General features: G+C 46.8%; 18 protein-coding genes, 1 other RNA gene and 1 pseudogene. 2 read left to right on the top strand and 18 right to left on the bottom strand.

Features of this window, described 5'->3' with window-relative positions:
* Nucleotides 1-376: 376 nt before the first annotated feature.
* The 4 genes and pseudogenes from MAMMFC1_RS12190 to MAMMFC1_RS22915 form a co-directional block, all read right to left on the bottom strand.
* Nucleotides 377-781, bottom strand: a complete 405-nt coding sequence (locus MAMMFC1_RS12190; RefSeq protein WP_126308771.1) for a HEPN domain-containing protein — start codon at nt 779-781, stop codon at nt 377-379.
* Nucleotides 778-1,113 carry a nucleotidyltransferase family protein gene (locus MAMMFC1_RS12185; RefSeq protein ID WP_232035813.1) on the bottom strand — a complete coding sequence of 112 codons (336 nt, stop codon included), beginning with the start codon at nt 1,111-1,113 and terminating at the stop codon, nt 778-780. Before MAMMFC1_RS12185 ends, MAMMFC1_RS12190 begins: the two co-directional genes overlap by 4 nt.
* A 1,077-nt stretch (nt 1,114-2,190) precedes the next feature.
* Nucleotides 2,191-2,805, bottom strand: a complete 615-nt coding sequence (locus MAMMFC1_RS12180; RefSeq protein WP_232035432.1) for an MORN repeat-containing protein — start codon at nt 2,803-2,805, stop codon at nt 2,191-2,193.
* Nucleotides 2,806-2,841: 36 nt separating this feature from the next.
* A pseudogene (locus MAMMFC1_RS22915) lies at nt 2,842-3,117 on the bottom strand (hypothetical protein); the annotation flags it as partial.
* Between the two features lie 49 nt (nt 3,118-3,166).
* Here MAMMFC1_RS22915 and MAMMFC1_RS12175 point away from each other — a divergent pair.
* On the top strand, nt 3,167-3,388 hold the full coding sequence (locus MAMMFC1_RS12175) for a cysteine hydrolase family protein (protein WP_126310592.1): 222 nt from the start codon (nt 3,167-3,169) through the stop codon (nt 3,386-3,388).
* A gap of 180 nt (nt 3,389-3,568) precedes the next feature.
* Here MAMMFC1_RS12175 and MAMMFC1_RS12170 read toward each other — a convergent pair whose 3' ends face one another.
* From MAMMFC1_RS12170 to ssrA, 9 genes are all read right to left on the bottom strand, one after another.
* Nucleotides 3,569-3,901 (bottom strand): type II toxin-antitoxin system RelE/ParE family toxin, encoded by a 333-nt coding sequence (locus MAMMFC1_RS12170; RefSeq protein WP_126308768.1) that lies wholly within the window; start codon nt 3,899-3,901, stop codon nt 3,569-3,571.
* A 1-nt stretch (nt 3,902) separates the two neighbouring features.
* A complete protein-coding gene (locus MAMMFC1_RS12165) occupies nt 3,903-4,178 on the bottom strand; it encodes a type II toxin-antitoxin system Phd/YefM family antitoxin (protein WP_126308767.1) in 276 nt (91 codons plus the stop codon).
* Between the two features lie 379 nt (nt 4,179-4,557).
* Nucleotides 4,558-6,672 carry a catalase gene (locus MAMMFC1_RS12160; RefSeq protein ID WP_126308766.1) on the bottom strand — a complete coding sequence of 705 codons (2,115 nt, stop codon included), beginning with the start codon at nt 6,670-6,672 and terminating at the stop codon, nt 4,558-4,560.
* Between the two features lie 769 nt (nt 6,673-7,441).
* Nucleotides 7,442-7,690 carry a hypothetical protein gene (locus MAMMFC1_RS12155; RefSeq protein ID WP_126308765.1) on the bottom strand — a complete coding sequence of 83 codons (249 nt, stop codon included), beginning with the start codon at nt 7,688-7,690 and terminating at the stop codon, nt 7,442-7,444.
* A 59-nt stretch (nt 7,691-7,749) separates the two neighbouring features.
* Nucleotides 7,750-8,052 (bottom strand): type II toxin-antitoxin system RelE/ParE family toxin, encoded by a 303-nt coding sequence (locus tag MAMMFC1_RS12150; RefSeq protein WP_126308764.1) that lies wholly within the window; start codon nt 8,050-8,052, stop codon nt 7,750-7,752.
* Nucleotides 8,046-8,225 carry a hypothetical protein gene (locus tag MAMMFC1_RS12145; RefSeq protein WP_126308763.1) on the bottom strand — a complete coding sequence of 60 codons (180 nt, stop codon included), beginning with the start codon at nt 8,223-8,225 and terminating at the stop codon, nt 8,046-8,048. The genes MAMMFC1_RS12150 and MAMMFC1_RS12145 overlap by 7 nt, the downstream gene beginning before the upstream one ends.
* Nucleotides 8,226-8,919: 694 nt before the next feature.
* Complete coding sequence (locus MAMMFC1_RS12140) at nt 8,920-9,522, bottom strand: TetR/AcrR family transcriptional regulator (protein ID WP_126308762.1); 603 nt, start codon at nt 9,520-9,522, stop codon at nt 8,920-8,922.
* A 110-nt stretch (nt 9,523-9,632) separates the two neighbouring features.
* Nucleotides 9,633-10,805, bottom strand: coding sequence for an MFS transporter (locus tag MAMMFC1_RS12135; protein ID WP_126308761.1), 1,173 nt, complete (start codon nt 10,803-10,805; stop codon nt 9,633-9,635).
* Nucleotides 10,806-11,624: 819 nt separating this feature from the next.
* Nucleotides 11,625-11,970, bottom strand: a transfer-messenger RNA (tmRNA) gene (ssrA, locus tag MAMMFC1_RS12130).
* A 128-nt stretch (nt 11,971-12,098) separates the two neighbouring features.
* Here ssrA and MAMMFC1_RS12125 point away from each other — a divergent pair.
* Nucleotides 12,099-13,004: a DMT family transporter gene (locus tag MAMMFC1_RS12125; RefSeq protein ID WP_126308760.1), complete on the top strand. Its 906-nt coding sequence runs from the start codon at nt 12,099-12,101 to the stop codon at nt 13,002-13,004.
* A gap of 350 nt (nt 13,005-13,354) precedes the next feature.
* On the opposite strand, the gene smpB is transcribed toward MAMMFC1_RS12125, so the two are convergent.
* From smpB to MAMMFC1_RS12100, 5 genes are all read right to left on the bottom strand, one after another.
* Nucleotides 13,355-13,831, bottom strand: a complete 477-nt coding sequence (gene smpB, locus MAMMFC1_RS12120; protein ID WP_126308759.1) for an SsrA-binding protein SmpB — start codon at nt 13,829-13,831, stop codon at nt 13,355-13,357.
* Nucleotides 13,832-14,170: 339 nt separating this feature from the next.
* Nucleotides 14,171-16,468 carry a ribonuclease R gene (gene rnr, locus MAMMFC1_RS12115; RefSeq protein ID WP_126308758.1) on the bottom strand — a complete coding sequence of 766 codons (2,298 nt, stop codon included), beginning with the start codon at nt 16,466-16,468 and terminating at the stop codon, nt 14,171-14,173.
* A complete protein-coding gene (locus MAMMFC1_RS12110; RefSeq protein ID WP_126308757.1) occupies nt 16,465-16,866 on the bottom strand; it encodes a PaaI family thioesterase in 402 nt (133 codons plus the stop codon). Before MAMMFC1_RS12110 ends, rnr begins: the two co-directional genes overlap by 4 nt.
* A gap of 346 nt (nt 16,867-17,212) precedes the next feature.
* On the bottom strand, nt 17,213-17,944 hold the full coding sequence (locus tag MAMMFC1_RS12105) for an alpha/beta hydrolase (protein WP_126308756.1): 732 nt from the start codon (nt 17,942-17,944) through the stop codon (nt 17,213-17,215).
* Nucleotides 17,945-18,144: 200 nt separating this feature from the next.
* On the bottom strand, nt 18,145-20,148 hold the full coding sequence (locus MAMMFC1_RS12100) for a sodium-translocating pyrophosphatase (protein ID WP_126308755.1): 2,004 nt from the start codon (nt 20,146-20,148) through the stop codon (nt 18,145-18,147).
* Between the last annotated feature and the right edge of the window lie 65 nt (nt 20,149-20,213).

Below are 20,213 nucleotides of genomic sequence, written 5' to 3'. Positions count from 1 at the left end.
CTATTATAACTAAGGTGGAGGGGAGATTCAATTGGCGGAGGCGATCCGCAACCAGACAAATCCCATATCCTATTCCACAATTTGGAATTCGGTTAACTCAGTTCCTTGCCTTTAGTCCAAAGTTCGTTTTCGCTCAAGTCGACATCACCGCTCCAACTAATTCCGACTCCTCCGCCGTCAACCTGTATGTTTTTAAAAAAGCCTCTATCGAATAAAATGAGAAAGCGCTCATCATTCAATTTAGGCTTTAGATCATAAGCTTCGTTACTCTATTGTCAACGTAACCCGCAGAACGTAATCATTGCAAGCCCGAACCTGCCTGACGCGCGGCACCCTAAACATCTTTTAGAAAACTCCTCTAGCCACTCAAACTCCGTCAGCCTATTTCATTTTCTGCATACTTGCGCAAGATTGTAAGCAAATCCCTTGCTTGTATCAACAGATCTTCAGCCATTTGCTCATTCATTTCCAGAAAAGCTTCGTAATCGGCCTTTTGTCTCCATTCAAACAGCCGATTGTACACCATACCCGCCTCTACAGGCAATGCGCCCGTTTTTACAAAATCTCTATGTAAGCTGGCCCTAACAGCGGAATGCCTTCCGTAGCTTAATTGACGCAATACAAGAAGTGCACTCATAGCGTAAAATGAGGCATAGTACAATCTACTGACGCAAGCCGACCATTGCCGATGCTCAAACAGCAGCGTCGCACTTTCTTCCGCCTCCAGCGACTTGCTCAGCCAATAACGCGCTAACTCCTTCACACTGCCTTCTGCGGTCATACGGCAATTCCTTCTCTGGCAATCGCTTGATGAAGTGGCAGCAGCGACCAGACAGGAGATTCCCATTTTTCCTTTGGAACAACCACTACGCTAATGTTGGTATCGTACTCCAGGTTAACAAAGAACGCTATATCAAATATAGAAGTTTCCTCTGAATAAGAGATTTGCTCTTCCGTAAGAATCAGTACGTCCAGATCGGAGTCTTCTGTTGCCTCGCCACGAGCTACCGAACCAAAAACAACAACTTTCGCGACTGCCGTTTTCTCTTGTACACGTTTCTTTAGTTCAGCCAGTGCAACATGCTCATTATCCTTAGCTTTCAGTAAATCCATAGCCACCCCACACACCTCCCAATCAAATGAAAACATGTTTATAGCACTTTATCTATACATATATTATAGCAAAAATCACTACCACATCATACATTCTACTCAAGCCATTCATATGAGCTGTATCTAAACCTAAACAGCTTATAATTCAAAGCTATTCACTTATAACCAATTATCCTAAACACTGGCACCCTCAATCCGAAATGTCCCTTATGTCGTAAGTACCCATGTAAAATTCTCATACCCATTTTAAAAATATCACAAAAATTAACCAAAATCCCAGTCTTATGTATAATTATTATTTCTAAAAGAAAAACCAGACAATGTCAGTAAAATCAAGTGTTTAGACATAGTTTACATCAATTTTTTGACAGGAGTTTGAACGTTTGAATCACAACAGGACACATCCCTTAAAACCGATACAAGATTGCCTTTTAGGCTGGACATTAAGCATTGCCGTCCGCAGAAACCGCCTTAAAGCACGTCGATAAAAGTTTCTGACCCGTAACGGGTCAATCCGACTCATTAATTAGCGTATCCATACATTGAAGAGTAGATACTTTGGTATAAATATCGCATATTGAAGCTAAATAAGAAAGCCATTCTTCTACTGAAGATGGCTTTTGCGTTTTTTGAATAATTCTTCGTCGCTTGATTATACAAAATTTCTGGAACCTTGGTTGTCAAGGGCGAGCGGTTTCTTTTCGCTGGCGTTAGCGGACCCTTGATGGTCAAGGTGGAAGAGATAAGATCATAAAAATGACGAAGAATGCTTAACTACAGGCAATTGTCAATTGGCTAGATAATTTCGTCCAAAATTTATTGTCCATTTTCTATCCAAACCTCTTGACCGCGCACAAATATACGATAGGCTATAAACCATAATACATTAGGCGGAAGCGACATTCAAGTTTTGGTAGAGGCTGATCCGTGACCTTGTAAATCCGTCAATTCCCAATCAGATAATTCACTGGGACAGTATTCCTGTCTCCCATATCCCACATGACATAAACTGACTATCGGACGTCGCCTGGCCTCAATCACCAATATATCCCCTGAATTTTCGTCCTACTATAGCTATCAGCCGGTGTAAAACTGGATGTCGATTTGTTGTACTATGTCTGCGCTATCCATTATAAAGCGTATTCCTTTATCGCCGAAATCGCAGTTTATGCTGTTGGTGTTTTGGAAGCGATTCTCTCTATATCCGTTCCCATAAAAAAGTTTAACCTTAGTTAAATTATCCCCAATTTTAATACCCCTTGCCGTCGAGAGGGAGCTTGCTCCCTTCAGTGTAAGGCGTACAACCCTTCCGCCCATAGCAACTATCTCGACATTGTTGGACATTTGGTATATGCTCATCCGTTGTTGCAATCGGTTCTCGGAAAGCGGATTCCCCAATTTTGCGGAGGCATCCGCCAAAAGACTACCCAAGGATATCCCGTTTATTGCAAAGTCCCTTATGGAAATAGGTTTTGCTACCGGTGTCCCGTTGACAAACTTCCCGCTGAACTTACTCCCGTCTGGATATGTTATGGACCCATCTCCATTCAGTATCCCATTGGCAAAAGTACCTTCGTAAATGGAACCGTCGTTAGCCGTGAATCTTCCGAAGCCATGGAACCTGCTATTTTTGAATTCCCCGGTATAGGTTCCCTTGCCCTTGTCTATCAAGATGCCCTGACCGTCGTACATGTTATTAAGAAAGTTCCCTTCGTAGGATTGTGTTTGATCCCCGGAGGTAAATTGGCCTTTCCCTTGAAGCAAGCCGTTGTTAAAGCTGCCCTCGTAACGGTTGCCGCGAGCGTCCGTCAAGATGAACTGGCCTGATAATACGAAGCCATTAAAAGAGCCTTCGTATTTTTTTCCATGGGGAAACTGACTACCCCCTTCCCGGCTGGTTTCCCATCTTTTACGACGCCTTCGTATGTCCCATTCGGAGCAAAGGCCAAAGAGGCTATCTTCGCGGAACCGCCGATAATTTTCGCAGCAGTAAAGCCCCCGCACAGGATTAAAAGAGCCGCAACTAACCCGATGATCGACTTCTTATGCCGAACTGGAAACGGTACTGCGCGGCCTGGGTGTTGATACGATCATTATCAGCGGTTTTTGCGCCGAATACTGCGTCTTATCCACCTATCGCGGCGCGCTGGATAAAGACTTTACACCCGCCCTGCTGCGCTGGACCCTCGCCAGCGTAACCCCGGCAAACATTCCTTTTGTCGAGAGCATCAACGACAGCATTTCGCTGAATATCTTGAAAAAGGCGTTGGAATAGAGTTAGGCAAGACAATACCGGACGAAGCATAACACCTTCCGGTCAGGTTGTTGACAAAGAATGGACGCTAGGGGACGTTCCTAATCCGTCAATATTTTACTACCTCCTCTTGGCGGTTATCGCAAAACGAGTTTGCAAATGTGACAAAACAGGAACGTCCCCAGGTGTCCCTTCATACTGCTACAGCTTCCCGCGCAAAATCGGCAAATAATCCTGTCTTGCAGACAAAATGCGCCGTATTTGTACAAGCCTTTTACTTTTGTAAGCTACGTAAAAAGCAATGTACTTGCCGTCAAGCACAGGCCAATATCGATATCCCATCATCTGCAGCCGCTTGTCATAAACCACTGAACCCGCCTCTGGCAATGTTTCCAGCGTTATGATGTCCTGAAAAATTTTTTCCATAACCCGCCTGGCTGTAAGCGGACGATCTTGTTGAATAAATTGCTTGATTTCATACAAATCCTGCCGTGCAGGTGTCAACAGTTTGATCGCAAAGGGAACCATCGTCATATCAAATTAAATCTGCCATTAGATTTTTTGCTACGTCGGATAGGCGATGTCCTTCAAATCCCGTATTCGCCTCCGCTTCCGCTTCCGCTAACTTCTCGTACAAATCAAGTCTTGCTTTCATATTCTCGTACTCTTCAAATTGAGCTTCACTAATAATAACAAGCTGCGTCCGTCCATTATTTGTAATAATGACCGGCCTCCCCTGTTCATTACAAATGGCGGCGATGGTCTTTGTATCACGTAATTCTTTGATCGGCTTTACAACAGGAACTCTCATAACAAAACCCCCCAAACAATGTCTCAATTATGACATTATTATATCATTTATTGTGTCAAATATTCAAGTAGATACACTGTGGTAATGGAATAATGACAGAAGAAAACGCCCTAATTATAGTTACTTTACGCAACATGGACAGCTAGCAGTCCATGTTGCTATTCTTTATCAAACAAGCGAATAGTTCATGAGATCGACCCGCCGTGCGACCGCCTTAATCCACACAGATGGCAAATTACCTTTATAAAACCAAACCTCCACCTTAAGATATAATATTTCCATTATATCTTAAGGTGGAGGGGAGATTCATAACCAGCATATAAAAAGATAATACTCTCGGTCAATAGTTTGACTTAACATCGGCATTGCTACTTTCTATTTACGCCAATGTTCGAATGGATTTTTCCCGGTTCCATTGGCGGGTCTTTGCCGCAACAATAAATGCTTCTTGGTTATTAGCGTCCACAACACCCGCATCTTGTCCCACATTCGCTATTTTCAAAAGCGCCTGACCCTCTTTATCGACGGCAATTGCCTTGAGATGACCGAAAGCATCGCGCACAAAATCGATGGCAGCGCTTTCCATCGACAGCGCCTTTGCGCCTTCATCAGAGAGAATAACAGCAACTGCATCAAATAACACAGAAGGGCAACCAGCCAGTTGTCCGTCAATAGCCAACATCAGACCATCAGCAAGCTTCACGTCTCCCACTTTTGGGGAGACAATCTTCACGGTGGCACCTGCACCCGTCGCCGCCTTTTTAATCTTCTCGACTACAGCACCGTCTGAACCATTCGCGATCAGGATACCAATCGCACGCCCCATAAGCGTGTCTTTCATCTTGCCGATGATCTGCAATGCAGGCGAAGGCTTCATCTCCTGCACAGGCCTTGCGGCCACCGGTGCATCAGGAATCTTGTTGAACCCAAGGCCGGCAGCGACCCTTTGGGCAAGGGCTTCATCAATATGTCGCAGATGACCGACTATCGCCTCACGCACGTGAACATGTTCAACCTTGGAAAGCTCAAACACCAAAGCTGAAGCGATATGCGCTTGCTCATACGCTGTTTGGCTGATATAAAACAGTCGCGCTTGACTGTAGTGATCAGCAAAGCTTGCAGCACGGATGCGGCCTTTTCCGCCTGGTTCAGTTATCGCAGCACTATGAAAACCGTTGGTCGGTGTTTCGCGTGGCGATTCACCGGACAGGGAACTGGGATCATAGGCAACACGGCCCGCCTGTTGCGCCATCTGCATGTGTCCATCACGTTGTTGATTGGAAAACGGGCACTTGGGAGCGTTTATCGGAATCTGGTGAAAATTGGGCGTACCCAGACGCGAAAGCTGTGTGTCATGATAGGAAAATAAACGGCCCTGCAACAGTGGATCATTGGAAAAATCAATACCTGGTACGAGATGAGAGGGACAAAAAGCAATCTGTTCCGTCTCCGCGAAGAAATTGTTCGGCCAACGATCCAGCACCATGCGTCCAATCACTTTCAGGGGCACCAATTCTTCGGGAATCAGCTTAGTCGGGTCCAGATGATCGAACGGGAATGTGTCCGCTTCCGCCTGCGTGAAAAGCTGAACCGCAAATTCCCATTCAGGAAAATTACCTGACGTGATGGCGTCGAACATATCGCGCCGGTGGAAGTCTTGATCCGCACCGGAAATCTTGACTGTCTCATCCCAAATAGTGGACTGCAAACCTAGTTTGGGACGCCAGTGGAATTTGACGAAAGTGGATTCGCCTGAATCATTAATCAGCCGGAAACTATGCACGCCAAAACCTTCAATCATCCGTAAAGAACGTGGTATTGTGCGATCAGACATGATCCACATTACCATATGCATGGATTCAGGCGTGAGTGAAATAAAATCCCAGAATGTGTCGTGAGCGGTTGCCGATTGCGGAAAACCGCGATCGGGTTCCATTTTTACAGCATGAATAAGGTCGGGGAATTTAATGGCATCCTGAATGAAGAAAACCGGAATGTTGTTGCCGACCAGATCCCAGTTGCCCTCCTTAGTGTAAAACTTGACAGCAAATCCACGTACGTCACGGGGGGTATCTACCGAACCTGCACCACCGGCAACGGTAGAGAAACGAGTAAACACGGGTGTCCTCTCACCTACCTCGGTGAGTATCCTGGCGGTGGTGTATTGCTTCAATGAGGTGGTCAACTCGAAGAATCCATGCACGCCTGTCCCTCGTGCGTGAACGACACGTTCCGGAATACGCTCGTGATCAAAATGGGTAATTTTCTCTCTAAGAATGAAATCCTCCCCAAGGGTAGGGCCGTTCGGGTTGGCCCTGAGCGAGTTTTGATTATCGGAAAGCGGGACGCCCTGGTTAGTAGTGAGCGCGGGGTGTTCGCCACCGGCTATTTGGTGTACCTCACCACCAACAGCCACCTGTAAGTTTCCATTGAGAGTTAAGCCCTGTTCTTTTGTAAGTTTTCCCGAATTACTCATTGTATTTTCTTTGTCCATGATTTATCTCCTTACTCTGTAATACCATCAACATCTAATTAAAAACATAAGATCTATTCACCTTACTAAGGTTTAATATACCTATTGGAAGAATCATTTATTCCCGCTTATCCCCTAACAATGAAATAATTCACATTCGCTATTTCACTTTTTTTCTCACTAAACTTGATGTTCAATAAATCAAAGAGCATCTTGCCCGTATCTCCACAATTCCAGTCAACCCTCTTGCTAATGATTGCCCATGTTACCGGAAATATAATAAAATTCGGTTTAGCACAGTTACTTTTTCCTAATATAAAGCAAAATACCCGCGAAAATTTCGCGGGTATTTTCAATTTCCAAATTCTGGTGGAGACGAGGAGAATCGAACTCCTGTCCAAAGGTATTACTGCATGGGTTTCTCCGAGCGCAGTTGGTGATTTAAGTTTCGCGCCCTTGCCGCCCACAGACAGGCTGCCCGGGTACTATCTCGATAAAGGTTCCCAGTCGGCCCTCCGAGAATTGGCCCCAGGTATCCCGAACGTCCCCAGGCGTCCCCATATACTGCAATTCTGGGAGAATTAACATAATTCTCCCCTCTTCCGTTCTAATGATGAGGTTACGATGGTCAGGGTTTCCGTCAAGTTTCGGTCAAAAAATACCGTCTATTGCTGGACATTTGAGGCAACAGTAATAGTGGAGCGCAAAATTCACGCGCTCCACTGGCGAAAACCAATAATTAAAATGAACCTAGGCCATCCTGGGTTCGTCCCGCAAAATAATATTTGCATCAACGATGTTCATGTTTTCCGGTCGCCGCCTCTGCCCAAGCCGCAGATTCTTTCTCGATAAGAGCAGTATTTTTGTATTTATCCAGAAAACCTTTTGCTTTTTTTGTTTTTCCAATTTGGCTCACAGTTGTACTATTGTCATCCAAGGAAAAAATAATTACTTCAACTCTTTTATTTTGTAAAGCTTCAGGAATATCAATAATTCCGGCTAAGACATTACTATTAACAATTTTTCTTACAAATGGCATGGTGTCAATCATCTCCCCACTATGGCATCTTATACTATGGAAAAAGCACCAAATAAAATCTAGCTTTTCAAATCATCTAAAGATTCAACCGTAAGTTCTCTTCTTGAATGAACTAATGCTAAAATTTCCACTTCATTAAGTGACACCCTGTAAATTAGACGGTAAGAATAAATAACCATTTCCCTGATGCTCGGATCATTGAGTTCTGGAATACTCCTTCCCATCTCAGGAAAATGGCTTAATGCTTCAGATCTATCAACAATTTCCATTGCAACTTTCTTGGCATAACGGTCTGAATCACGCGCTATAAAATCATGAATTTGTTTTAAATCTTGTTTAGCCGGTATAGACCACTTTACCATACACCAATCTCTTTTTTCATATCACCAACTGAAATCGTTTCCCCGCGTTCAGTAGCTTCTAAGCCCTTTCTCACTTTGTCTATAACATACAGTCTATACATAATTTCCTCAAGACTAGCCGAATCGGGCAATTTGGAAATTGCCTCAATAGCTTCTTGTTTTAATGTTTGCATCAAGGCTACCTCCTCAAAATTATACTCGTTAAAATATATCAAGCTACTGCTTACATTTATTTTCTGCGAGATCATTATATCATAAATTCCGCAGATTCAAAAGTAAACCCTCACTCTTGGTGAGGATTTAATCCGTCATTGATATTGCTGGCGACGGAACGACAAACCTGTCTGCGTCCCGTTTATGTTTACTTCTACACCTCCCTTCTTTTTAGCAGGCAGCAAGGAGAACAAAAATTCAATCCTCCCCGAAAAAAGCGGGGCGTTTAGGGCACACACTATCGCCCCAATCGCCCTAGTTTTTTGCACTACCAACACATCTTACATCAGCAAAAGAAAAAAGGAGCTGTTCACCGCATCATGGCAAACAGCTTTTTTTGCAGTTCATTTTTACTGTCCGGTTTTAGCTGGTGGGGGTGAACCCTACCGAATCGTATGTACAACGCAACTCACTGGGTATCGACACAAATCTCAATTTAATTAGTTTAAAGTAATCATATTAACGATTTAGCAATGAGCTAAGTGCATTTTGCATCTTTTGTCATCCATGAGAGAAACTCAGATAAATCAATGGTTTATCGAGTTTCTCTTTGTTTCTTCTTGTAACCATTTAGTTCCTTTGAGAAACAAATAGGCCCTAACCTTTTCCCCAATCTCCTTCGGAGTAGCTTTGGCTCACTCTTCGGATTTTGCGCTACCTTAGACTATCCCATATACTCATAGTTTGAGTTATCGCTGCGTCTATTGTCTCGAATGGCACTCCATCTCTTGCTTGAATTGAAATCCCGTGCAGAAAGGATACAAAAAATGTCGTCAACACATTAATATCTGTCGAAGCTGGAAGTTCCCCCTGATCAACAGCACGCCGTATACAGTTGGACATCCAACTCCGTACTAAATCCCTTTGCTCTTTGAGCATATCACGTATATGCATATGTTCCAAAGAACAGGTACTTGCCGAAATCACAGTTAAACATCCCAAAGGGTGACATCGGTCTGTTTGCATTTTGGCCGATTGCCTTAATGACATCTCAATAGCCTTCCCGGGATTAAGTAAAACGTCTGTTAGATTTAACATAACTTGACCATAAGTAGATGTATATAAATCAATTACTTCTTTGAATAACTTTTCTTTTGACTCAAAGGCTGTGTAAAAACTGCCTGCCGAAATGTTTCCCATAACTTCTCTAAGCTGCGAAAGTGAAGTAGATTCAAATCCCTGCTCCCAAAAAAGCATCATTGCATCAAATATCGCTTTATCTCGGTCAAACACTCGCGGCCGTCCCGTCTTAACCATAAGATGCTCCTCCTTCCTGAGTTTGTATATATTATAACTAATAAAAAAACTGTAAACAAGTATTACGTTAAACGTTCATTCTCTTTAGAACCCTAGCCCGGAACCAAGACTCAAGTAAATCCGTGCCTCTTTGACCTTAGTGCTGCGAATAATGCCAAAAGTAATAAAACAAACATTGCCCATGAAAATGAGCCGGCACCTATTGTTTTTAGAAGTATGCCTCCTGTTAAGCCACCACTCGCAATAGCTAAGTTCCATACCGTTGTATTTATTGACATAACCATATCAACGGCCTCATCTTTAACAGCTTCCGCAAGTGCCGTCTGCAATAATGTCGCGGCACCACCAAATGTCAGCCCCCACATAATAACCCCCAGATAGATCACAATAGCATTACCACCGCTAATTCCAAGTAGAACCGAATCTATTGTAAAAGCAGCTATACTGCCCAGTAACAAGGTACGTAACCAACGATCAATCAGTGAGCCTACAATAAAAATACTTGTAAGTGCTGAAACTCCAAATAGAAACAGGGCCAAATCCACACGTTGCATATCAAGTGAAATAAGAAAGGGGGCAATATACGTATAAAGTATATTGTGAGCTGTCATCCAAGTCATAACCACAAAAAGGATAGAGCGCACTTCAGGGGTTTTAAAAACATCAATAATCGAAAGTTGGTCACCATTAGACTGTCCTGGATAGTCCGGCACTTTCCAGAGCACCCAACCAATCAGTATAAGAGCCATAAGAGACATGATTCCAAATACTGAACGCCAACCAATGAACGCTCCCAAAAACGTTCCAATTGGTACACCAAAAGTCAAAGCAATAGGTGTACCAATCATCGCTATTGCCATACCACGTCCCTTAAATTCATCAGATACCATACGCCGGGCATAACCTGCAATTAATCCCCATGCAATACCGGCAGATACTCCGGCAAAAAAACGAGCAACCAAGGTCAGTATATAGTCAGATGATACAGCCGTGATACTATTAAAAACAAGGAAACCACAAATGGCTAATAGGAGAAGAGGACGACGACGCCACCGTCGAGTAGTGACAATAACAGGGATGGCTGCTGTCAATGATCCAATTGCATATAAAGTAACTAACTGTCCTGCAAGACTTTCTGAAACATTAAGTCCATTACTTATCTGTGGAAGCAACCCGGCTGGGAGAGTTTCTGTCATAATCGCCATAAACCCTGCCATAGCTAAAGCCAATAGACCCAAGATTGGAAGGCGTTGTTTTTCACCATTATTTGTATTCTCTTTCATTTAAAAGCTCCTTAATCATATTTGGAACGATCGTTCCAAATATGATTTTACAACCCCCATCACTTATCTGTCAATGATTTTTGGATCAAATAATCCAAAATAGAATTTTTAGTGATTTTATTTAGGAAGTACCATATAAGAAAAAAAGCCTCACCATATTTATGGTTCGACATTAAGGTGGCACCCTAAAAGAAGCAATCATTGCTTTCAGCTTATGAGCCTGTTCGGGCAATCAGCTGAATGTTCTTAATCATATTTTACACTCTATTTTTCTTCTCATTGTCTTAATACTTCCGGCATTGGATTAGACAGCCCTTCTCTCCCTATAGCAAATTCTACCGGAATGGTTATCAGCTTAATTGAGGATATTGCCATTGCAGATTTGCAGCAAAAAATATTCAATGTTAGTACCATTAACCGTCTTGCCGATAAGTTAATCGAACATTACCATAGCACTCAGACTGACAAGAAAAAAGGCATTCAGGTTTTTGAACAGCGGCTCGCCGATACCCAGAAAAAGCTTGATAATTTTATCAATGCCATTGCTGATGGCCTATATAATTCCAGCATGAAAATAACTATGGACAAGCTGGAGCAAGAAAAAGCCGAAATTCTTATGATAATCAATGAATATCAAACTAAGCTGAAATCTGTATCACTAGACAAATCAATGATTGTTGCCTATCTTGAAAAAGATATAGCTGCACTAAAAAGCAAAAATCCGGATGACCTTAAAAAGATCATCCAGACCTATGTTGAAAAAGTAGTAGTTTACGAGGAATACGTCGAAGTATTCCTCGTTCTTTTTGTACATATGAGTGGTGGAGGCGAGGAGAATCGAACTCCTGTCCAAAGGTATTACTGCATGGGTTTCTCCGAGCGCAGTCGGTGATTTGAGTTTCGCGCCCTTGCCGCCCACAGACAGGCTGCCCGGGTACTATCTCGATAAAGGTTCCCAGTCGGCCCTCCGAGAATTGGGCCCCAGGTATCCCGCTAAGTGACGCCTTATCCTAGGCCGCGGGAGTGCGTAGGTAAGACGTTAGCATTAAGCTGCTAAAGCGTAATCTTCGTTTGCGTTTACTTTAGTTCCACCGTATTACGGGCTGATGGGACCCCGGCTCGCTACCCATACCATAACTACCCCTGTCGAAACCAGTACGCCCCCGGGTTCTTATGGATCATTGATCTGCAAACGAAAATCATACTTCCTTTATCGTGCAAATTATTATATCATAATAATTGTACTTTATCCAGCCGTATTTATTGCCAAAACGGCGGAAATGGAGTGTTGTTATGAAACCACAGCATACCGGAGCGCTCATGGTCCTGGCATCTGCCACGGGCTTTGCCATGCTCCCGATTTTTATCAAATTGGCCTATGCGCTGGGCGCCAATACCATTACCATCCTGACAGCCCGCTTTATTCTGGCTTCGCTTTGTCTGTGGGGGATATTGCGCTGGCGCAATCTTGCAGCCAAAGTAAGCAGGAAGACCGCCATATCCCTTTGTCTCCTGGGTATAGCGGGTTATGGTCTTATGTCTACTTTTTTTGCGGCGTCGCTGAAATATCTGCCGGCGTCAATGTCTTCCCTGCTGCTTTACACCTATCCGGCTATCGTTACCTTGATGTCCTTCCTTGTTGGGGTAGATGAGTTCAACTGGAAAAAAGGACTGGCTTTAGTGCTGTCTTTCTGCGGACTCTTTCTCATTCTCAAAGTATCTTTTGCCGGCATCAGTCTTATGGGCATTATGTTGGGAATGGCTTCATCCCTTATCTACTCTGCCTATCTCCTGGTCAGCAGCAAGGTGCTTAAAGATGTAGACCCATTAGTCGCCACAACCTACGTCTGTTCAGCGGCGGCGATTACTTTCACCCTGACTTGTGCCGTTACCGGCGAATTCGTTACTACCCTGCCAATGGCAGGCTGGCTGATCCTGCTGGCTATTGCCCTTGTGTCAACCGTCGTCGGCATTTTGGGCTGCTTCGCCGGCATAAGACTCATCGGCCCGGCTAACACATCGATTATCAGTACAGCGGAGCCGGTCATTACCGTTATGTTGTCGGTTCTGCTCCTGGCCGAAAAAATAACGCCCATGCAACTGGGCGGCGGCTTGCTGATCTTAAGCAGTATACTCATTCTCCAGCTTTGGGCCGGCGGAAAAGAAACAGCAACCAAAGTTGCTGAATCCGCAAGCTAACAAAAACCTAAAAAATAATAAATCTTGTATCCGCCAATTTATCAACAGCCACGAACTGCTTAGAAGTCGTCAGATACCGTTGCATATGAAAGAAACTTATTGTAATGATATTTGCCAACTACAATTCGAACTATCATAGTCAGACCGTAGGCGCGACGAGGACCGGAACGGAGGCGTACTGGTTGTACGTCGAAGTGAGGACCGCAGGAGCACGATTCTGCTTTCGTTAGTGTTATCAACGCGAGTTAACTTGTCGCAGATAACAGCAACGCAGATTGTGCGGCGCCGCAGGATGGCGGCTTATAAGCAGTTCCCCCCATTAGGCTAACCAGTTAACACTCCCTAACCAGTTAACACTCCTTTTGTCTGTCCCGGAATACCCGGTCCATCTCCCGCTTGGCGTCCCGTTCGGCTAGATCCTGGCGCTTGTCATAGGTGTGCTTGCCTGAGGCCAGTCCAAGCTCCAACTTGGCTTTACCCCGGGAAAAGTATAGTTTTAGCGGTACCAGGGTGTAGCCTTTTTCTTTGGTTTTACCGATAAGTTTATTGATTTCCAGGCGATGCATCAACAGTTTACGGGTACGGAGAGGTTCATGATTGAACCGGTTGCCCTGCTCGTAAGGACTGATGTGCATATTGTGGAGAAAAAGCTCGCCATGATCAACGCGGGCGTAAGAATCTTTCAGGTTGGCCTTGCCTGCCCGCAGGGATTTGACTTCTGTTCCGGTGAGAACAATACCTGCTTCATAGGTTTCGTGTATATGATAATCATGGCGTGCCTTGCGGTTCTCCGCCACGGTTTTGATACCTTGCTCCTTGTCGGCCACTGTGGTTCACCTCTAAACATCCGGGAATATCGCGCAAAAGCGCTTAATTGTAGCTATCCACTTTAAGTAGGGAACTGCTTATAAACCGCCATCCTGCGGCGCCGCACAATCTGCGTTGCTGTCATCTGCGACAAGTTAACTCGCGTTGATAACACTAACGAAAGCAGAATCGTGCTCTTGCGGTCCTCACTTCGACGTACAACCCAGTACGCCTCCGTTCCGGTCCTCATCGCTCCTAGCAGCTGACGATTTCTAAGCAGTTCGTGGCATTTGATAACTGAAGCTAAATAGATACTTAGCTTATTGTATACGATGCAACCCTTTTCGTCAATGACAGGGTTACCGCTTGCGTCCTTTTGGTCCCAGCCTGTCTTTCTTCGGTTGGCTGCTTGGGTTTTTCTTCCTGCCTTTGCCGCCGACGGCCCTATTGGGGGCGCGGCGCTGGTCGGTTGTTTCCTGGTTTTGCTTTTTGCCGTCAGATGCTTTTACTACTTTGATGGGACTTTGACCGGTGGGAGCAAGAACATAGTCAATGGTTCGGTCGGCCGGATTTACTTTGGCGACAACGATCCGGACGGGTTCGCCCAAACGGTAGATGACCTTGGTCCGCTCGCCGATTAAGGCGTACTGATCTTCTATGTACTGGTAATAGTCGTCATCCATGCTGGAGACGTGAACCAGTCCCTCCACCCCGTTCTCTATCTCGACGAACAGTCCGAAGGCGGTTACGCCGCTGATGATGCCGGGGAATTCCTGCCCGATATATTGGGCCATGTATTCTACTTTTTTAAGATCCACAGTCTCCCGCTCAGCTTCGGCGGCAGCTCTCTCCCGCTCTGAAGAATGCCGGGCTATCTCCGGCAGCATGACAGCCAGCTTCTGGCGGCGTTTGGCTGAGACATCGCCGGTGGTAAAGGTCTCGCGAATAAGGCGGTGAACGACCAGATCGGGATAGCGTCGAATAGGCGAGGTAAAGTGGGTATAGAAATCGGCAGCCAGCCCGAAATGGCCCAGGTTTTCGGCATCGTAGCGAGCCTGCTTAAGGGAACGAAGCACGACAGTACTGATAATTCGCTCTTCCGGACGCCCGTGGATGCGGCTTAATACTTTTTGGAGGGCCATGGGGTGAATCTCGGCGTCCTTGTTAAGTTTAGGCAGCCGCTGGCCAAAATTATGCAGCAAAGAATCCAGGTTTACCATTTTTTCAAAGTCGGGTTCTTCATGCACCCGGTAAACCGAAGGAACCTTCAGCCAGTGCATGTGCTCGGCCACCGTCTCGTTGGCAACCAGCATAAATTCTTCAATAATGGATTCGGCTATGCTGCGAATGCGCTTAACGATGGCTACCGGACGGCCTGCATCATCCAGTTTAACTTTTAATTCCGGGAAGTCGAAGTCAATGGCCCCCCGCCGCATGCGGCGCTCCCGCAGAATACGGCAGAGCCGTTCCATCTCCTCAAGATTATTAATAAGATAATGGTATTCTTCCCGCAGCGTTTCATCATGCTCGGCCAAAATCTGCCGGACGATGTTATAGGTTAACCGGTTTTTCACCCGGATGACACTGGGAAAAACTTCATATTTTATCACTTGACCCCGGCTGTCAACTTCCATATGTACCGACAAGGCCAGCCGGTCTTCCCCTGCGTTTAGGCTGCAGATTCCGTTGGACAGCCTGGGCGGCAACATGGGCAGTACCCGATCAACCAGGTATACGCTGGTTCCCCGGGATAGGGCCTCTTTATCCAGGGGGGTATTTTCACGAACATAGTAGCTAACATCAGCGATGTGTACACCAAGGAGGTAACGGCCGTTTTTCAACCGTTCCACATGAACAGCGTCATCTAAATCTTTGGCATCTTCCCCGTCAATTGTAACCAGGTGGAGATCTCTGAGATCCCGCCGTTCGGCAAGTTCTTCATCACTGATTACAGTCGGAATCTTGGCCGCTGCCCGCTCCACCTCCGGCGGAAATTCTGTAGGCAAGCCATGATTTTTAATGATGGACAGGATCTCAATGCCGGGGTCGCCTGTACTCCCCAGCACTTCGATAACGCGCCCCTCGGCGCTTTTTTGTTTATGCGGCCATTCGGTGATTTCGACGACGACCTTTGAACCTGTCTTCGCACCATTAAATTCATCCTTGGGGACAAATATGTCATGACCGATACGCCTGTCGTCAGGCAACACAAAACCAAAGTGGCGGCTGGCTTCGAACGTTCCCACCACTTTGCTGTTGGCCCGTTCCACAACCCGGATGATTTCTCCTTCCGATGCTTTGCCCGGACCGGGACGGCGGTGAACGCGGGCAACTACCCGGTCATTGTGCATCGCCCCCCCCATGGCGTTAGGCGGAATAAAAATATCCTCCGCCTCCGGGTTGTCAGGCATAAGAAAGCCGTAACCTTTGCTACTGGCTGACAGCTTGCCGACCACCAGATTCATCCGGTCCGGCAGTCCATATTTGCCATAGCGGGTTTTAATGACCTCAGCCGTGGCCTCCAGCTTGTCCAGAGTCTGCCAAAACTCGGCCAGTTCCTTGCCGCGGATATCCATCTCTGCGGCCAGATCTTCCGCTGTAAGAGGTTTATAGGCTTCTTCCCGCATGAATGCAAGAATTTTGTCGGCACTGCTCATATCGCACTCTCACCTATCACTGCCACTTTGGCTTTTCCTATGGCGGTTACGGTACCGTCGGGCAACGTGATCTGTCCGGTAAGTTGGTAGATGTTCCCAAGCTTGCCGGTAATCCGGCCGCCGACGGTGAGCGGCTGCCCGATGGGAGTAGGTTTGCGGTAGCGGATTTCCAGTTTGGCAGTAACCGCCTCAAAGCCTTTGGCGTAGATATAGCGGGCCATGATTTCATCCAGGAGGGTGCTGATAATACCCCCGTGGACAATGCCGTCATAGCCCTGGTGCTCCGGTCCGGCCGTGAACGTGGTCAAATAGTTGTCATCTTCTTCCCTGAACTCAAGTTTTAGTCCGATGGGGTTGCGCGGCCCGCAGGCAAAGCACCACTGGTTGCGTTCATCCATATGTTTACACCTCAAATTCTTTATGAGTTATCGTGTCTCCCCAAACTATCGAATTACTCGAACTGCTTAGAAATCGTCAGATACCGTTGCATATGAAACAAACTTATTGAATATCAACTTGATAATCATTTATGATCAATCATAGTCAGACCGTCTAGGCGCGACGAGGACCGGAACGGAGGCGTACTGGGATGTACGTCGTAGTGAGGACCGCAGGAGCACGATTCTGATTTCGTTAGTGTTATCAACGCGAGTTAACTTGTCGCAGATGACAGCAACGCAGATTGTGCGGCGCCGCAGATGGCGGTTTATATGCAGTTCCCAACTTTATGTGAATAATTTTCAATTATCCAAAAAATTGGACGACCTCGTTAAATACCTGCTCCTTTTCCACGTCCAGGGTTATGACATGTCCTGATTTTTTGAGCCATACCAGTTTCTTGTCCTTGCTGCCGAGGCGGTCGAAGATATGCTGGGCACTCTCCGGCCGGACAGTATGCTCGGTAAGGGACTGGACAATGAGCGACGGCGTGGTTATGGCCGGTAACAGCCGGTCCACTTGTTTGATAAAATCCAGCAGACTGGTGAGACTGCGGAGGGGCGTACGATCATAAGTTACCGAGTAAACGTCGTCAATGCCGGCTATGCGTTTCCGCTTTCTGGACACATAATCCCGGAACATACGGTAAACAGGCAGCAGTCGCAGCCGCCGTTCAGCGATATAAATGGGGGCGCTCAAAATGGCCGTTTTGCCTACTTCGTATTCACTGCTTAGCTTCAATACCATTAGGCCGCCCATGGACAAACCAACAGCCAGTACTTCGTCACACATCCCGGCCAGGTAGTGGTAGCCGTCTTCTACGGCGCTGTACCAATGCTGCCAGGCTGTCCGGGACATTTCTTCCGGTGTGGTGCCGTGACCACACAATCTGGGGCCAAGTACAGTAAAGCCTTGCTGATGTAAATATTCCCCAATCAGGCGCATTTCTGACGGCGAGCCGGTAAAACCGTGAACTACCAGCACTCCCCGCCGCCCGCCAGGCAGTAAGAAAGGTTCTGCCCCGCGTAATATAGCCATATGTCCACCCCATTTTTCCGGTCTGTATTCTGTATTATATAGTATGCCATATTACAAATGTTTCCAAACTTATTCCAGAATGTGTTATACTCCCATTATAGCATCTTTCGTCAATTTTTCCTAAATAAGGCGATAATATAGATATATAAATACCAAAACGCGTCAGGCAGACATGCCTGACGCGTCAGTTGTTTGATTAACTAAAAGAACAGCAGCGGCGCGATGATGAGGGAGATGGTCCCCGCAACTTTGATGAGCGGGTTCATCGCCGGGCCGGAAGTATCCTTGAAGGGGTCGCCCACCGTGTCGCCGATAACGGCGGCAGCGTGGGTCGAAGTGCCTTTCCCGCCGTATTGGCCGGCTTCAATGAATTTCTTGGCATTGTCCCAGGCCCCGCCGGCGTTGGCCATGAAGAGCGCCAGCAGAACACCGGCGGCAGTGGCGCCGGCGAGGAATCCGGCCAAAGCTTTGGCGCCAAGAACAAAACCGACAAAGATCGGCGTTCCCACTGCAAACAGACCCGGAATCATCATCTCGCGGATAGCGGCCACAGTACTGATATCAACGCATCTTGCATAGTCGGGCCGGCCTGTGCCTTCCATAATTCCAGGGATCTCGCGGAACTGGCGGCGCACTTCGGCAATCATTTCGAAGGCAGCCTTGCCTACCGCTTCCATGGTGAAGGCACAAACCAGGAAGGGCAGAGCAGCGCCAAGAAAGATACCGATAATAACGGTAGGTTCGGTCAGGTTGATGACCAATTCGCCGTTGCCGGTCAACAGGGCGGAAAGTTTGGGATTCTTTTTAATTTCTTCAGCAAAAGCGGTGAAGAGCGCCAATGCGGTCAAAGCAGCGGAACCAATAGCAAATCCTTTGGCTATAGCCGCGGTAGTATTACCAACAGAATCCAATTTGTCGGTTGTTTTACGGACTTCAGGCCCCAGTTCGGCCATTTCGGCGATACCGCCGGCGTTATCCGCAACCGGACCGAAAGAGTCAACGGCAACAACCATACCGGCCGTACACAGCATACCCATGGCGGCCATGGCGATACCGTAAATACCGGCTGCGTTATAAGAAACTCCGATGGCTACAGCAAATACAACCATCGGCAAAGCGGTGCTTCTAAGACCGGTGGCAAGACCGGAGATAATGTTGGTGGCAGGACCGGTTTGGGAAGCATCAGCAATCTTTTGGGTAGGCGGTTTGCTATTGGATGTATAGTATTCGGTAATCATGCCGACAAGCACGTTGACTGCCAGGCCGGCGACAACGGCAATGGTCAGACCGAGGCCTTCTTGCGGAAAGATCATCGTCCCCAGGAAGTAGGTAGCGACAGCAACCAGAATGTTGGTGCCCCAAATACCCCGGTTAAGAGCGGCCTGGGGATCGCCGTCCTCAGAAGTGCGGACAAGGAAGGTGCTGATAATAGCTGCCGCAATTCCGGCAGCCCCGATTAACAGCGGGAAGATTACGCCATTGACGCCGAAAAGGGCGTTCCCGATCAACATGGCGGCAATAGCGGTTGCGCCGTAAGATTCAAACAAGTCGGCGCCCATGCCGGCGGTGTCGCCGACGTTGTCGCCGACGTTATCGGCGATAACGGCAGGGTTACGGGGGTCGTCTTCCGGAATGCCGGCTTCAACTTTACCGACCAGGTCAGCGCCGACGTCGGCAGCTTTGGTATAGATGCCGCCGCCGACACGGGCGAAGAAGGCAATGGCGCTGGCGCCGAAAGCGAAGCTGTTGATTACGACGGGGTCCCGGAAAATTATGTACAAGCCGGATACACCTAATAGGCCCAGCCCGGCAACGGACATGCCCATTACGGCGCCGGCGCGGAAGGATACGTTAAGGGCTTTGTTTAAGCTGGTACGGGCAGCTTCGGTAGTACGGGCATTGGATTTGGTGGTTGAGGTCATCCCGACGTAGCCGGCAACAGCCGAGCATATGGCGCCAACCAGGAAGGATACGGCTAATTTATATCCTTCGATAAAGAATAAAATAAGGAAAATAACTACAGTAAAAGGAATAAGGGTTTTGTATTGGCGATTGAGAAATGCCATCGCCCCTTCAAAGATGGCCTGGGAAAGTTCCTGCATTTTTTGGTTGCCCGGACTTTCCTTCAGGACGCTGGCCATCAGGTACGCTGCAAAAGCCAGCGCTACCAGACCCGCCGCAGGTGCAAAATAAACTAATTCCATTGATTTGCTTCCTCCTTTAATTTACCATAGCAGTTCGGGTACTCATGGAATACGCGAAACGTTTT

The sequence above is a fragment of the Methylomusa anaerophila genome, from assembly GCF_003966895.1.
In the GTDB taxonomy this organism is placed as follows: Bacteria; Bacillota; Negativicutes; order Sporomusales; family Sporomusaceae; genus Methylomusa; species Methylomusa anaerophila.
This window is presented reverse-complemented; position numbering and strand designations above follow the sequence as displayed.